Here is a 13,706-nt window from a genome sequence, read left to right on the forward strand (position 1 = left end):
TCCTAAATGGGCTAGGGGGAGGTCCGGCGGCTACTCTGCCGCCATGTCGCGGCGGGCCGCCTCCAGCGCCTCCGCCAGCTCGCGCATCAGGCCGGTCTCGGGGCTCTCCCCCTTGGCACCCACCCGCGCTTCGGGAAGCATCGGAAAGGTCACGAGCGACACTTCCCAAAGCTCCAGATCGTGCAGGAGCCGCTGGCCCCTTGCATCCTTCTCGGCCCGCTTGGTGCGGTAGCCGATTGACAACCCGTCGATGGCGCCCGCGTCTATCAGCGCTGCCGCCTCCCGGCCCTTTCCGACCTCGGTCAGAATGCGGCCTTTCACGTAGAGCCCGCGCGCATCTTCCCGAACCTCGTCCCATACGCCGATGGGTTGCGCGGGATCATGCTGCCAAAGCATCTTCACCCGCCGGTCAGCCGCCTCCAGAGCCTTCAGCGACTCCGCATAGGCGCCGGGCTGTACCACGTCGCCGCCTTGGTCCGTCTTGCCGAAAAACGAGGCGTACCCCTCGATCACGGCGCCATCCTTCACCGTCAGCGCCGCTTCGAACTGACAGAATTTTCGCTCCAGTCCGGAGCCGAACGTCTGATCCATATCTCGATCCTCTCTCTTGCCTCAGGCGCCGCCTTCCACGAGCGGAGGAAGGCCCAGAAGGGTGCGCTTCTCCGCGTCGGTCAGAAACGTCGCTGCACCCACACGCGCCCATTGCGCTTCCCGCTCGACACTGAGAGCCGGGATCTGATCCAGGTCCGGCGCCAGCGCGATCGACTCGTCCTGGAACCGGGAGAGCCAATCGGCGATCGTCGCCGCCACGCGGCTCGCCAGCGGCAGAACGGTCAGGCGGTAAAACGCCCGGTTCGCCTCCTGGTAATTCGCGTAGGTCAGGTCTCCGGGGATCCCCAGCATCATCGGCGGCACGCCGAAAGCCGTTGCGATCTCTCGCGCCGCGTCCGACTTGGTTTGCTGGAACTCCATGTCGGAAGGGGAGAACCCCATGGGCTTCCAGTCGAGCCCGCCCTCCAGCAGCATCGGCCGGCCCGCATTCCGGGCGCCTTGGTGATGCATCTCCATTTCGCTGAGCAGGCGGTCGTATTGATCGGCCGTGAGCGTGCCGGGCCCACCATCCGAACTCTTGTAGACAATCGCGCCCGAGGGACGCGCCGCATTGTCGAGCAGCGCCTTTGACCAACGCGACGCGCTGTTGTGCACGTCAATCGCCGTGGCCGCCGCCTGCATGGGCGACAGGCCGTAGTGGTCGTCCTGCGGGTGGAAACTGCGGATGTGACAGATCGGCGGAACCTCTGCCCTCATGTCGAACCGGTGTTTCCGCCCGCCCACGGAATACTCGTAGGCTACGGGCCAGCCATCCGACCCGGGGACGATGTCCATCCGGTCGCTGCGCAGGACATGAAGCTCGAATGGCAACGCGCCGTCTCCGACCGCTTCGATATAGCCGTTTCCGGACAGGAGGATCTGCCCGTAGAGCGCCTCCAGCAAATCCGCCCGCCCCTGCGCCGCATTCGGACGCGACAGCAAGGACAAGACCGGATGCACCTCGTACCGCCGGGCCCCGTCCTGGCAGATCAGCGGCACGGCCGCCGCGGCCTCCGCGATCAGCTTCACGCAGCGAAAACCGACGGGATTGCCGGTGAACCCGGTTTTGGTCAGCGAGACCGTATCGCGCGGCGACCAGACCACGCGCCCGGAACCCTGCCAGGCAACCACCGGCCCCGTGGCCGATGCCTTTCGTTCCGGCGGCCGGGGTGTCTCGGTCGCGTCGCCGGACCGTCGCAGGAAATCCAGTACCATGCGCCATTGCTCCTTGTTCCATGTTTCCCACGGGGCACGGCGCCCCGGCGTCATCGGCCCGGCCCCCTGCCAGTCGGCAGGGGGCGGGCACACCGAGAGAGGGCACGCCCCTCACCAAGGCGCGCCTCGCTCTCTCGTCTGTCTCGTGTCAGTAGATCCCGGCGCTCAAAGCGTCCGTACCCGGGGCCGGCGGAATTGCCCGGCCGGCCCGATCATCAACTCGGTCATCGCCCAGACCAACGCGTCCAGCCTGTCCGGCGAGCCCCGCCCGTCATAGCCGCGGGTCGTCATCCGGCACATCTGGTCTTCCAGATCGCCCATATCCCGCAGGTGCCGAACCCTGCCCTGCTCGTAGAGCGCCGCCACAGGTTCCGCCCGGGCGGCCTTGCCCTTCTGGGCCCGCACCGCCTTGAATGGCAGCATCGGGTCGATCTGGTTCAATACCGATTGGACCATTTCGCCGCCCTGGTTCACCTCCGCGACCAACCTGTCCGCCCCGTGCCGTTCCAGTGCCGCCACCGCCGCATGTGCCCAGGCCGAGGGCGATGCGGCCGATACTGAGGCGTCCTCCAGCACCCAGGCCACCCAATCCTTCGGATCGCCCCTGGTTTCCGCACCGACAACGACAATGCCGCATTCGTCCGAACCGGCATGTCCCGTCACCGGCGGGTCGATGGCAACAACGATCCGGTCCAGCTCCGGGGCCGCGTCGCGGCGCGCGTTCTCGATCAGGGCAGAGGTCCAGAGCGCGCCGTCGGTGTCCTCCACCAAAACGCCTTCCAACTCCTGCCGCCCAAGGCTGGTACCACCGTATCTTGCCTGCACCTCCGAGAGGAAACTCTCCGCCAGGTTGGCCCGGTTCGCTTCCGTCGACGCCGAGGTCACCACCGTCGATTCCCGTTTCAGCAAATCCTTCAGGATCTGCACATTCCGCGGTGTCGTGGTCACGCATTGCTGCGGGTTCTCGCCAAGCCGGAGCCCGAACTGGAGCATCGACCACGTCTCTTCCGCCTTTTTCCACTTCGCCAGCTCGTCCACCCAGGCGCAGTCGAACTGCGGCCCCCGCAAGCTCTCAGGCTCATGCGCCGAGAAAACCTGTGCCACCGCGCCGTTGGGCCAGAGCAACCGCTTCCGCCCCGCCTGCCACTCCGGAACACGGTCGGGCGGCGAACAGGCGAGAATTCCGCTGTCGCCGAAGATCATCACTTCGCGAACCTGCTCGATCGTCTCGCCCACCAGCGCAATACGGCTTGCGATACCGGGGTCCTGTGGGCGCGCGCCTTCGACCCTGGAACGCACCCACTCCGAGCCGGCGCGGGTCTTCCCCGCGCCGCGCCCGCCCAGGATCACCCAGGTCTTCCAATCCCCCGCCGGCGGGAGTTGATGCGGCATTGCCCAGAACTCGAAGAGCCAGGGCAACGCGCACAACGCCTCCCGGCTCAGGCCCTCAAGAAACGCCGCCTGCACCTCGGGCGGCTCGGAGGCGAGCAATTCGGCTCCCGATCTCATCGCGGGCCGCGGCAAGGTCGAAAGCCTGCTGGTGAACATTCCCGACGAGCTTTCGGCGAAGATCTTCGACATTGCGCGCCTCTTCCATCATGGTGACCGAAGCCTTCCGGAGCTCCGAGAGAACCCCCTGCAGCTTCTTTGCCCGCTCGGTCTTCCCCCGACCGATCTCTTCAATAATATCCGTCAGCTCCTTGGAGCCGCTGCGATAGAGCGTGACGGCCTGATCAAAATACTGGCCGGTTTCGTCTCCCGATGTCTCGGGGCCAAAGGGTTTATCCATTCTATGAACCTGCTCTTTCTCATGCCTCCGCACGAGCGAAACGAAAAAGCGCCGGGACCATCGGTCCGGCGCTTGCCCACTTCTTCCAGCTTGACCTGTTTCTACTTTAGACCGTTCGGAGAGTCAAGCTCGATGGCTCACTCGCGACCTGAACGGCGCACGCCAGGTTACTGTTTTTTAACCTTTTCCCTACTGGTTCGCGCGCTCCGCCTCGATCTCGCGCCAGCGTTGCACATTGCGGTTGTGCTCCGTCAACGTGGCGGCGAAAGCGTGCCCGCCGGTGCCATCGGCCACGAAGAAAAGGTAATCGGTATCGGCCGGGTTGAGCGTCGCCGCGAGGGACTCGCGCCCCGGATTCGCAATCGGCGTCGGCGGCAGTCCGGGAATCACATAGGTGTTGTAGGCCGTCGCCCCGCGCAGCTCGCTCTGGCGGATGCCGCGGCCCAGCGGTCCCTTGCCCTCGGTGATTCCATAGATCACCGTCGGGTCGGTCTGCAGCCGCATGCCGTCGTTGAGTCGATTCACAAACACGCTCGCCACCAGCGGGCGCTCCTCGGCCACGCCGGTTTCCTTTTCCACGATAGAGGCCAGTGTCAGCGCTTCCTCCGGCGTCTCCAGCGGCAACCCGGGGGCACGCGCCGCCCAGAGGTCGCTCAGGATGGCCGCCTGCCGCGTTTCCATCTCCTGCACGAGCGACGCCCGGTCCGCCCCGTTCGGCGTCTCGTAGCTGTCGGGTGCCAGGCTCCCCTCCGCCGGAACCGCCGCCACCTCCCCGCTCAGGAACGGCGCCTGTTTCAGTTCCTCGACCACCTGCCAGCTTGTCACGCCCTCGGCGAGCGTCACGCGGAACCGGGTGCTCGGGTTCGCCATGATCGCGTCCAGCCCGTCAGGCGCGGCCTCCTCGCCCGGGCTGAAGCTGGCCAGTTCCACGTATTCCTGTGTCGCCGGATCCAGTTCACGAACGACCATGTTCGCGGCCGCCACGCCGATGCGATAGTTGATCTCGGTCCCGCAGGTGCTCCGCCCGCTGGCGGTGATGATCTCGACGATCTCCCCCATGGACGCGCGCGGTTCCACGACGAAGCTCCCAGCCTTCAGCTGGTTCGCACGGTCGCTGTATTCCGCGCCAAGGCGGAAAATCGTACCGCTGCTGATCGCGCCCTGTTCTTCCAGATCCCGGGAGACGCGCGACATCGACGCGCCGGACGGCACGACCAGGCAGATCGCCTCTTCGAGCGGCCCCTCGCCGGCATACTGGCTGCGTCCCCAGGCCACGATACTGGCAACCGCCACCATCAGCACGACAAAGACGGTCAGCGCGTTGGAGGCGAGTGCCCGCGCCATCAGCCGTCGACCTTGCCGATGACGAGAGTCGCATTCGTGCCGCCAAACCCGAAGGAGTTGGACAGGGCGACATTGATCTCGCGCTCCCGCTTGCCGTTCGGCGCGAGGTCGATCTTCGCACCCTCCGGCGGCGTGTCGAGGTTGATCGTCGGCGGTGCCACCTGATCGCGGATCGCGAGAATGGAGAAGATCGCCTCCACCGCGCCGGCGGCCCCCAACAGGTGCCCCACCGAAGACTTGGTGGACGACATCGTCGCCTTGCCCGCCGCGTCGCCCAGAAGGCGCTCAACGGCGCCCATCTCGATGGTGTCCGCCATCGTCGAGGTGCCATGCGCGTTGATGTAGTCGATTGCGTCGGGCTCCAGCCCGGCGCGCGCCAACGCGGCTTTCATGGAACGGAACCCGCCGTCGCCATCCTCGGACGGCGCCGTGATGTGATAGGCATCACCCGACATGCCGTAGCCAAGGATCTCGGCATAGATCTTTGCGCCGCGCGCCTTCGCGTGTTCGTATTCCTCCAGCACGACAACGCCCGCGCCCTCGCCCATCACGAAGCCGTCGCGCTCCGAATCCCACGGCCGGCTGGCCGCCTTCGGATCGTCCGCCCGCTTGGTGGACAGTGCCTTGCAGGCATTGAAACCGGCAATCCCCAGCTCGCAGATCGCGCTCTCCGCGCCCCCGGCGACCATCACATCGGCGTCGCCGAATGCGATCAGCCGCGAGGCGTCGCCGATTGCATGCGCGCCGGTGGAACAGGCCGTCACGACCGCATGGTTCGGTCCCTTGAACCCGTGGCGGATACTCACCTGTCCGCTGGCCAGGTTGATCAGCGACCCGGGAATGAAGAACGGCGAGACGCGCCGCGGCCCTTTCTCGTTCATCAGGATGGCGGTGTCGGCAATCGAACTCAGCCCGCCGATGCCCGAGCCGATCATCACGCCGGTCCGCAACAGGCTTTCCTCGTCCTCGGGCGCCCAGCCGGCGTCCTGTACCGCCTGATCGGCGGCCGCGATTGCGAAGAGGATGAAATCGTCGACCTTCCGGCGTTCCTTCGGGGCCATCCAGTCGTCGGGGTTAAATGTCCCGTCCGTCCCGTCTCCCAACGGAACCTCGCAGGCGTATTTCGTCGTCACCCGCTCCGGATCGAACCGCGTAATCGGGCCGGCACCGGACTCGCCGTCCAGAAGGCGACTCCAGGTTTCCTCCACGCCACATGCCAGGGGGCTGATCATTCCCAATCCGGTGACTACCACTCGCCGCATGTCTTGCACCTTGGTTGTTTTGTTGTCTTTCGGGGGTGATACACGGGCCGCAAGCCCTTCGCAACAATGCGCCGCACCGGTTGAGGGCGCGATCCGGCATCAGCAGGCCACCGCCGAACCGCACCGCCCGAAACGGCCGCCGCAAACGAAAAATGGCGCCCCGGGATGGAACGCCATCGTTTCTTGATCCCGCTGGATCGGTGGACGAACCGATCAGGCAGCTTCGGAAATGAACTTCACCGCATCGCCGAACGTCTGGATCGTCTCGGCCGCATCGTCGGGGATCTCGATACCGAATTCCTCCTCGAAGGCCATTACCAGTTCGACGGTGTCGAGCGAGTCGGCGCCCAGGTCGTCGATGAACGACGCGCTCTCGGTCACCTTGTCCTCGTCGACACTCAGGTGCTCGACCACAATCTTCTTCACGCGATCCGCGATGTCGCTCATGTCACTTCCTCATCCGTTGGGGCTTGCTGCCCCGTTCTTGTCCGCGCCCCTCGGGCACTTTGAATCGTTGCCCCGCAAGGGGCGGCTCATCCCCGGCAGCCGTGGGATTCCCGGTCCGGCGATCCCCTCCACAGGGCACCCGTCCGCAAACTGCGCCGCCTTTAGCACGTTCCCCTGCAAAAGCAAACGCTTTGACCGGCGGCGTTTTGCCTGCCGCCGCCCGTCTGCGATACGTGCACCGAAACATGGGCAACAGGGGCGCTGGACGCAAGGGCAGATACGCCGAATGGCCGCGTTCAGCGGGCCTCAGATCATTGCCATGCCGCCATTGACATGCAGGGTCGCGCCGGTGACATAGCCCGCTTCCGGGCTTGCCAGATAGAGCACCGCCGCGGCGATCTCCGTCGGCAATCCCATGCGCGCGGCCGGGATCTTGGCATTGATCAGCGCCTTCTGGTCATCCGAGAGCTTGTCGGTCATCGCCGTTGCGATGAACCCGGGCGCCACCGCGTTGACCGTGATTCCCCGGCTGGCAACCTCGTAGGCAATAGACTTCGTCATCCCGATCATCCCCGCCTTCGAGGCGGCGTAGTTCGCCTGTCCGGGGTTTCCGGTGGCGCCGACAATCGACGAGATATTGACGATACGCCCCCAGCGCTTCTTCATCATCGGCCGCATCACGCCCCGGCACAGACGCATCGTGGAGGTCAGGTTCACCTCCAGAACCTGCGCCCATTCCTCGTCCGACATCCGCATGAAGATCTGGTCGCGGGTGATCCCGGCGTTGTTGACGAGCACATCCACCCCGCCCATTGCCTCGGCGGCCTGTTTCGGCAGCGCGTCGACGGCCTCCGCATCGCCGAGGTTGCAGGGCAGAACATGTGCCCGCTCGCCGAGTTCGGCCGCCAGCGCCTCCAGCGGGCCCACCCGCGTCCCCGAAAGCCCGACGGTCGCGCCGGCCTCGTGCAACGCCTTGGCAATCGCGCCGCCAATGCCTCCGGATGCCCCGGTGACAAGCGCGGCCTTCCCAGTCAGATCAAACATGTGCATTCCTTCCCAAACGTTCCGACGGGCCACGAATTCTCGCTCGAGAATCGCGCCCGGTTCAGCCCTTTGCGCTTTCGACCGCAGCCGCGACATCGTCCGGCGCGCCGATGGCGCGCGTTGCAACCGACCGGTCGATGCGCCGGATCATCCCGGTCAGCGCCTTGCCGGCGCCGATCTCCCAGGTCTCGCTCACGCCCTGACCCGCCATCCATGCGACGGATTCGCGCCAGCGCACCGCATGCGTCACCTGCTCCACGAGCAGAGCGCGGATCTCGTCCGGCTCCGTCACCGCCTCGGCCCGCACGTTTGCCACCACCGGGACCTTCGGCGCCGCGATGTCAACGCCCGCCAGCGCCTCGGCCATCACCTCCGCCGCCGGTTGCATCAGCGCACAATGGAAGGGTGCGGAGACCGGCAGCAGGATGGCGCGCTTCGCGCCCTTGCCCTTGGCGATCTCCACCGCGCGTTCGACCGCCGCCTTCGCGCCGGACACCACGACCTGCGCGGGATCGTTGTCATTGGCCGCCGCGCAAACGTCGCCCTGTGCCGCTTCCTCGGCCACCGCCGTCACCGTGGCAAGGTCCAGCCCCAGTACCGCGGCCATGGCCCCTTCGCCGACCGGCACCGCCTGTTGCATCGCCTTGCCGCGGGTGCGCAGCAGGCGTGCCGTGTCGGTGATGCTCAGCGCCTGCGCCGCCGCCAGAGCCGAATACTCGCCGAGCGAATGCCCGGCCACGAAGCGCGCCGCCTCGATCCCGACCCCCTCGGCCTCCAGCGCCTTCATCGCCGCCAGCGACGTGGCCATCAGCGCCGGCTGGGCATTCTCGGTGAGCGTCAGCGTCTCGATCTCGCCCTCCCAGATGAGGTCGGAGAGCTTCTCGCCCAGCGCCGCATCGACCTCCTCGAATACCGCCTTCGCCGCCGGATAGGCATCGGCCAGCGCCTTCCCCATCCCGATTGCCTGCGCGCCCTGCCCCGGAAAAACGAATGCCCGGCTCATGCTCTCACTCCCGATCTTGCCGTTACGTTGCGCCGGTGTATCCCCATGCGCCCGAACCCACAAGCGACGCGCGCACATGCTCTGTGCGGCGGTTGCCATGTGCCCCGCCCGCGCGCGCCCGTATCTCTTGGGCAAACACGTTCCCTCCCGGAGACACGCGCATGACCCTCGCCAATACCGAAGACAGCTACGGCCTCGCAACGCGCCTGCTGCACTGGCTCACCGCCGCCCTCATTCTCGTCCTGCTGCCGCTTGGACTGATCGCCGAGCAATGGCCCTACGAAACCGCCGCGCAACTGGCGCAAAAGATGTGGCTCTTCAGCCTGCACAAGACCCTCGGCGTCGCGGTCTTCTTCGTCGCCCTGACGCGCCTCGTCTGGATGGCCACCCAAACGCGGCCGCGCCTGCTCAATGGCGACAAGCCGCTGGAGGCCGGCCTCGCCGAAACCATCCACACGCTGCTCTATATCGCGCTCGTCGCGACCCCACTTACCGGCTGGATCCACCACGCCGCCTCCGAGGGATTCGCGCCGATCTGGTGGCCCCTCGGTCAGTCGCTGCCGCTCGTGCCGAAATCAGAACCGCTCTCGGCCGTCTTCTCGGGGCTGCATCTGGTCAGCGTCCTGACCCTTGTCGCCGCGCTCGGGCTCCACGTCGCGGGCGCGCTCAAACACCACGTCATCGACCGCGACGCCACCCTGCGCCGCATGGTGTCCGGCGTGCGGGCCGTGGGCACCGGCGGCACCCATACCGGCCGTGCGGCCGGGCTCGCGGCACTTGCTGCGGCGATGATCGCGGTTGGCGGCGGCGCTGCCGTTGGTCTCTATGCGCCCCCGCAATCTCCCCGCGATGCCGAGCCCGCGCCGATCGTGGCGGAAACGGGCGGCGACTGGCTGGTCTCGGACGGCACGCTTGCAATCACCGTCAGCCAGATGGGCTCCGATGTCAGCGGCACCTTCGCGGATTGGAACGCCCGGATCGACTTCAGCGAAACGCCCGTCGACGGCAGCCACGGGACCACCGAGGTCACGATCGCAATCGGATCGCTGACCCTCGGTTCCGTCACGGAACAGGCAATGGGGGCCGACTACTTCAATGTCGCCGCCTTTCCGACCGCCACTTTCCGTGCCGACCTGCGTCCGGGCGACGATGGCACGTTCCTGGCCACCGGCAGCCTGACCCTGCGCGGCGCCGAGGTACCAGTGGACATGCCCTTCACCCTGCAGATCGACGGTGACACCGCCACGATGAACGGCAGCCTCACGCTCGACCGCCGCGACTTCCATATCGGAGACAGCCAGACCAACGCCGGCACGCTGGGTTTCGACGTCGCGGTCAACATCGCACTGACGGCGGACCGCAGCCGCTAGTACCGCAATCCCGAACGCGGGCAGCGCCGCGCGCGCCCGCGTCATCGCAAAGGAAAACGGCCGCAGGATTTCTCCGGCGGCCGTCCTTACGTCCGTGAGTGGCGCGTGGATTATTCGGCCTTCATGGCCTCGATGGAAATCGTGACATCCACCTCGTCGCTGACATAGGGCGCATATAGCCCCATGTCGAAATCCGACCGCACCAGCGTCGTGGTCGCATCGAACCCGGCCCATTCCTTTTCGGCCATCGGATGCACGCCGGCGGCGTTCAGCTTGGCATCCAGCACCACTTCCTTCTCGACCCCGTTCATGGCCAGCAGGCCGGTGATCTTGGCCGTGTCCTCACCGGTCACCTCGATGCCGGTCGAGTTGAACGTCACCAGGGCGTTGGCCTCGATGCCGAAAAAGTCCTCGGCCTTGAAATGCGCATCGCGCTCTTCCCAGCCGGTCAGCATCGACGCCACCGGCAGCGACACGCTCACCGAGCTGTTCGCCGGGTCCTCCATGTCGAAGTCGATCTCGCCCTCGAAGCCGGAAAACATGCCGGTGGTGGTCGAGTAACCGAGGTGGTTATACGTGAAAACCGCCTGGCTGTGGCTGGAATCCAGCACGTATTTCTCGGCCGTGGCCGCCACTGCCGAGGTGAGCACCGCGACGGCGGCGAGAGTTGCGATGCGGGAGGAAGTCGTCATTTTATGGTCCTGTTCGGGTTGTTGATCTTGACGCTTCGGAAGATGGCACCATTCCCTCCCTTGAAAATTCTGCACCGCCGCACAGACGCGCTATCGCCAGCGCGCAACCGCTTCGGTCTTGCATCGCGAGGGCGATTGGCGTAACTGCCCCCATCTCCGCAAGTTGATATGACCAGCGGCGCCTCTCGTGGTCGGGCAGCGGAGATCATCGCCCGCCCTATGAAGGCCGCTTTAGAAATGACAGGAGTTCGCATGCCGCTTTACGAGCATGTCTTCATCTCGCGTCAGGACCTGTCCAACGCGCAGGCCGAAGGGCTGATCGAGCACTTCTCGACCGTTCTGGCCGACAATGGTGGCCAAGTCGTCGACCAGGAATACTGGGGCGTCAAGACCATGGCCTACAAGATCAACAAGAACCGCAAGGGCCACTACGCCTTCCTCAAGACCGACGCGCCCGCGCCGGCCGTGCAGGAAATGGAACGCCTGATGCGCCTGCATGACGACGTGATGCGCGTGCTCACCATCAAGGTGGACACCCACGCCGAAGGCCCGTCGATCCAGATGCAGAAGCGCGACGACCGCGACGACCGCCGTCGCGAGCGCCGCTGATCCGAAACCCGAGAAAAGGAGCATAACTCATGGCTGCAAAACCGTTTTTCCGCCGCCGCAAGGTCTGCCCGTTCTCCGGTGAGAACGCGCCCAAGATCGACTACAAGGACACCCGTCTTCTCCAGCGCTACATCTCCGAGCGCGGCAAGATCGTGCCCTCCCGTATCACCGCCGTCTCGGCGAAGAAGCAGCGCGAACTGGCCCGCGCCATCAAGCGCGCCCGCTTCCTCGCCCTGCTGCCCTACGCCGTGAAATAAGGAGCGAGCCCCATGGACGTTATCCTTCTGGAACGTGTGGCCAAGCTTGGCCAGATGGGCGAAGTCGTTTCCGTCAAGGACGGCTATGCCCGCAACTTCCTGCTGCCCCAGGGCAAGGCGCTGCGCGCCTCCGAGGCCAACAAGGCCCGGTTCGAGGCCGAGAAGGCCCAGCTCGAAGCCCGCAACCTCGAGACGAAGGCCGAAGCCGAGAAGCTCGCCGCCAGCCTCGACGGTCAGCAGTTCATCGTGATTCGCTCCGCCTCCGACACCGGTGCGCTCTACGGCTCCGTCACCACGCGTGACGCCGCCGACGCGGCCACCGAAGGCGGGTTCTCCGTCGACAAGAAACAAGTGGCGCTGGCCAAGCCCATCAAGGAACTCGGCCTGCACGACGTACACGTGAACCTCCACCCCGAAGTGGTCGTCACCATCGTCATGAACGTCGCCCGTTCGGAAGAGGAAGCCGAGCTTCAGGCGTCCGGCAAGTCGATCCAGGAACTCGCCCAGGAAGAGGAAGAGGCCGCCGAATTCGAGATCGCCGAACTCTTCGACGACATCGGGTCGGCCGCCGCCGACGACGAAGACCTCAAGGGCGCGACCGCCGAAGAGGCGCCGCAGGACCCGATCGAGGACTGATCGGCCCAAGCGCCATCGCGGGCGGTGCTCATCCGCCGCCCGACACGGTATCAAAACAACAAGGCGCGTCGCGATTGCGGCGCGCCTTTCGTTTTTCCCGGTGGCGGTGGTGGCGGTCCACGCCCCCGCCGCGCCCGCTACTGTGCGGCGATCACCTTGGCGGGGTTGTTCGGGTGCGTCGTCCAGTCGCCCGGCTCCGCGGGCACGTTCCGCCCGGTGCGGTCATCCATCTCGCCGGCTGCAAGCTTGCGCATGCTGATGCACCCCTCGACCGGGCAGACGTTGACGCAGAGGTTGCAGGCGACGCATTCGCTATCGTCCACCTCGAAAACCCGGCCCTCCTTCATCAGGATCGCCTGGTGCGACGTGTCCTCGCAGGCCGCGTAGCAGCGCCCGCACTTGATGCAGGCCTCCTGGTCGATCTCGGCCTTGGTGATGTAGTTCAGGTTCAGGTACTGCCAGTCGGTGACGTTCGGCACGGCCTTGCCAACAACCTCGCTGACGGAGCTGTACCCCTTCTCGTCCATCCACGACGACAGCCCCGAGATCATCTCCCCGACGATCCGGAACCCGTAGGTCATCACGGCGGTGCAGACCTGCACGTTGCCAGCCCCCAGCGCCATGAACTCCGCCGCATCGCGCCAGGTCGTCACCCCGCCGATGCCGGAAATCGGGATACCCGCCGTCTCCGGGTTGCGCGCGATCTCCGCCACCATGTTGAGCGCGATCGGCTTCACCGCCGGGCCGCAATATCCGCCGTGCGTCCCCTTGCCGTCGATCATCGGCTCCGGGCTCATCGCGTCGAGATCGACCGATGTGATGGAATTGATCGTGTTGATCAGCGAGACCGCATCCGCGCCGCCGCGCTTTGCCGCCTCCGCCGGGTAGACGATGTTCGTGATGTTGGGTGTCAGCTTCACGATCACCGGCATCCGGGTGTTCTGCTTGCACCAGCGCGTCACCATCTCGATGTATTCCGGTACCTGCCCCACGGCCGAGCCCATGCCGCGCTCCGCCATGCCATGCGGACAGCCGAAGTTCAGTTCCACCCCGTCGGCGCCGGTTTCCTCGACCACCGGCAGGATCGCCTTCCAGGCATCCTCCTCGCAGGGCACCATCAGCGACACCACCACCGCGCGGTCCGGATAGTCGCGCTTCACGGATTTGATCTCCTGCAGGTTCTGCTGCAGCGGCCGGTCCGTGATCAGCTCGATGTTGTTGAGCCCGATCAACCGACGGTCCGCGCCCCAGATCGCGCCGTACCGCGGTCCGTTGACGTTCACCACCGGCGGCCCTTCGGAGCCCAGCGTCTTCCACACGACGCCGCCCCAGCCCGCCTCGAAGGCGCGGCGGACATTGTATTCCTTGTCCGTCGGCGGCGCGGAGGCGAGCCAGAACGGGTTGGGCGATTTGATCCCGACGAATTCGGATGCAAGACTAGCCATCT

General features: G+C 66.0%; 15 protein-coding genes. 4 read left to right on the forward strand and 11 right to left on the reverse strand.

Annotated features, from left to right (window positions below; all coding sequences use genetic code 11):
* Nucleotides 1–30: 30 nt before the first annotated feature.
* The 9 genes from ARC39_RS19155 to fabD all read right to left on the reverse strand — a co-directional run bounded on the left by ARC39_RS19155 (nucleotide 31) and on the right by fabD (nucleotide 8,695).
* The gene (locus ARC39_RS19155) at nucleotides 31–591 is read right to left on the reverse strand and encodes an HK97 family phage prohead protease (protein ID WP_068116584.1); all 561 of its coding nucleotides are present in this window, start codon (nucleotides 589–591) and stop codon (nucleotides 31–33) included.
* 21 nt (nucleotides 592–612) lie between these two features.
* Complete coding sequence (locus ARC39_RS19160; RefSeq protein WP_068116586.1) at nucleotides 613–1,806, reverse strand: phage portal protein; 1,194 nt, start codon at nucleotides 1,804–1,806, stop codon at nucleotides 613–615.
* A 165-nt stretch (nucleotides 1,807–1,971) separates the two neighbouring features.
* Nucleotides 1,972–3,315 (reverse strand): DNA-packaging protein, encoded by a 1,344-nt coding sequence (locus ARC39_RS19165; RefSeq protein WP_068116588.1) that lies wholly within the window; start codon nucleotides 3,313–3,315, stop codon nucleotides 1,972–1,974.
* On the reverse strand, nucleotides 3,254–3,595 hold the full coding sequence (locus tag ARC39_RS19170) for a hypothetical protein (RefSeq protein ID WP_068116591.1): 342 nt from the start codon (nucleotides 3,593–3,595) through the stop codon (nucleotides 3,254–3,256). Before ARC39_RS19170 ends, ARC39_RS19165 begins: the two co-directional genes overlap by 62 nt.
* A gap of 189 nt (nucleotides 3,596–3,784) precedes the next feature.
* Entirely contained in the window at nucleotides 3,785–4,939 is a 1,155-nt protein-coding gene (gene mltG / locus ARC39_RS19175) for an endolytic transglycosylase MltG (RefSeq protein ID WP_068116593.1), read from the reverse strand.
* Nucleotides 4,939–6,201, reverse strand: coding sequence for a beta-ketoacyl-ACP synthase II (fabF, locus tag ARC39_RS19180; protein ID WP_068116595.1), 1,263 nt, complete (start codon nucleotides 6,199–6,201; stop codon nucleotides 4,939–4,941). The genes mltG and fabF overlap by 1 nt, the downstream gene beginning before the upstream one ends.
* Before the next feature lie 213 nt (nucleotides 6,202–6,414).
* The gene (locus ARC39_RS19185) at nucleotides 6,415–6,648 is read right to left on the reverse strand and encodes an acyl carrier protein (RefSeq protein WP_068116597.1); all 234 of its coding nucleotides are present in this window, start codon (nucleotides 6,646–6,648) and stop codon (nucleotides 6,415–6,417) included.
* A gap of 306 nt (nucleotides 6,649–6,954) precedes the next feature.
* The gene (fabG, locus tag ARC39_RS19190) at nucleotides 6,955–7,692 is read right to left on the reverse strand and encodes a 3-oxoacyl-[acyl-carrier-protein] reductase (RefSeq protein WP_068116599.1); all 738 of its coding nucleotides are present in this window, start codon (nucleotides 7,690–7,692) and stop codon (nucleotides 6,955–6,957) included.
* 61 nt (nucleotides 7,693–7,753) lie between these two features.
* Nucleotides 7,754–8,695: an ACP S-malonyltransferase gene (gene fabD / locus ARC39_RS19195; protein ID WP_068116601.1), complete on the reverse strand. Its 942-nt coding sequence runs from the start codon at nucleotides 8,693–8,695 to the stop codon at nucleotides 7,754–7,756.
* A gap of 161 nt (nucleotides 8,696–8,856) precedes the next feature.
* Between fabD and ARC39_RS19200 the strand changes: the two genes are divergently transcribed.
* On the forward strand, nucleotides 8,857–10,065 hold the full coding sequence (locus ARC39_RS19200; protein ID WP_068116603.1) for a cytochrome b/b6 domain-containing protein: 1,209 nt from the start codon (nucleotides 8,857–8,859) through the stop codon (nucleotides 10,063–10,065).
* 110 nt (nucleotides 10,066–10,175) lie between these two features.
* Here ARC39_RS19200 and ARC39_RS19205 read toward each other — a convergent pair whose 3' ends face one another.
* Entirely contained in the window at nucleotides 10,176–10,757 is a 582-nt protein-coding gene (locus tag ARC39_RS19205) for a YceI family protein (protein WP_068116606.1), read from the reverse strand.
* Between the two features lie 252 nt (nucleotides 10,758–11,009).
* Here ARC39_RS19205 and rpsF point away from each other — a divergent pair, with 252 nt between their 5' ends.
* The 3 genes from rpsF to rplI are packed head-to-tail and all read left to right on the forward strand — an operon-like array spanning nucleotide 11,010 to nucleotide 12,259.
* On the forward strand, nucleotides 11,010–11,366 hold the full coding sequence (rpsF, locus tag ARC39_RS19210) for a 30S ribosomal protein S6 (RefSeq protein WP_068116608.1): 357 nt from the start codon (nucleotides 11,010–11,012) through the stop codon (nucleotides 11,364–11,366).
* A 29-nt stretch (nucleotides 11,367–11,395) separates the two neighbouring features.
* Nucleotides 11,396–11,623 carry a 30S ribosomal protein S18 gene (rpsR, locus tag ARC39_RS19215; RefSeq protein WP_005608650.1) on the forward strand — a complete coding sequence of 76 codons (228 nt, stop codon included), beginning with the start codon at nucleotides 11,396–11,398 and terminating at the stop codon, nucleotides 11,621–11,623.
* A gap of 12 nt (nucleotides 11,624–11,635) precedes the next feature.
* Nucleotides 11,636–12,259 carry a 50S ribosomal protein L9 gene (rplI, locus tag ARC39_RS19220; protein WP_068116610.1) on the forward strand — a complete coding sequence of 208 codons (624 nt, stop codon included), beginning with the start codon at nucleotides 11,636–11,638 and terminating at the stop codon, nucleotides 12,257–12,259.
* Between the two features lie 137 nt (nucleotides 12,260–12,396).
* On the opposite strand, the gene preA is transcribed toward rplI, so the two are convergent.
* Complete coding sequence (preA, locus tag ARC39_RS19225) at nucleotides 12,397–13,704, reverse strand: NAD-dependent dihydropyrimidine dehydrogenase subunit PreA (protein ID WP_068116612.1); 1,308 nt, start codon at nucleotides 13,702–13,704, stop codon at nucleotides 12,397–12,399.
* Between the last annotated feature and the right edge of the window lie 2 nt (nucleotides 13,705–13,706).

It is taken from the genome of Tropicimonas marinistellae (assembly GCF_001509585.1).
Taxonomy (GTDB): domain Bacteria; phylum Pseudomonadota; class Alphaproteobacteria; order Rhodobacterales; family Rhodobacteraceae; genus Tropicimonas; species Tropicimonas marinistellae.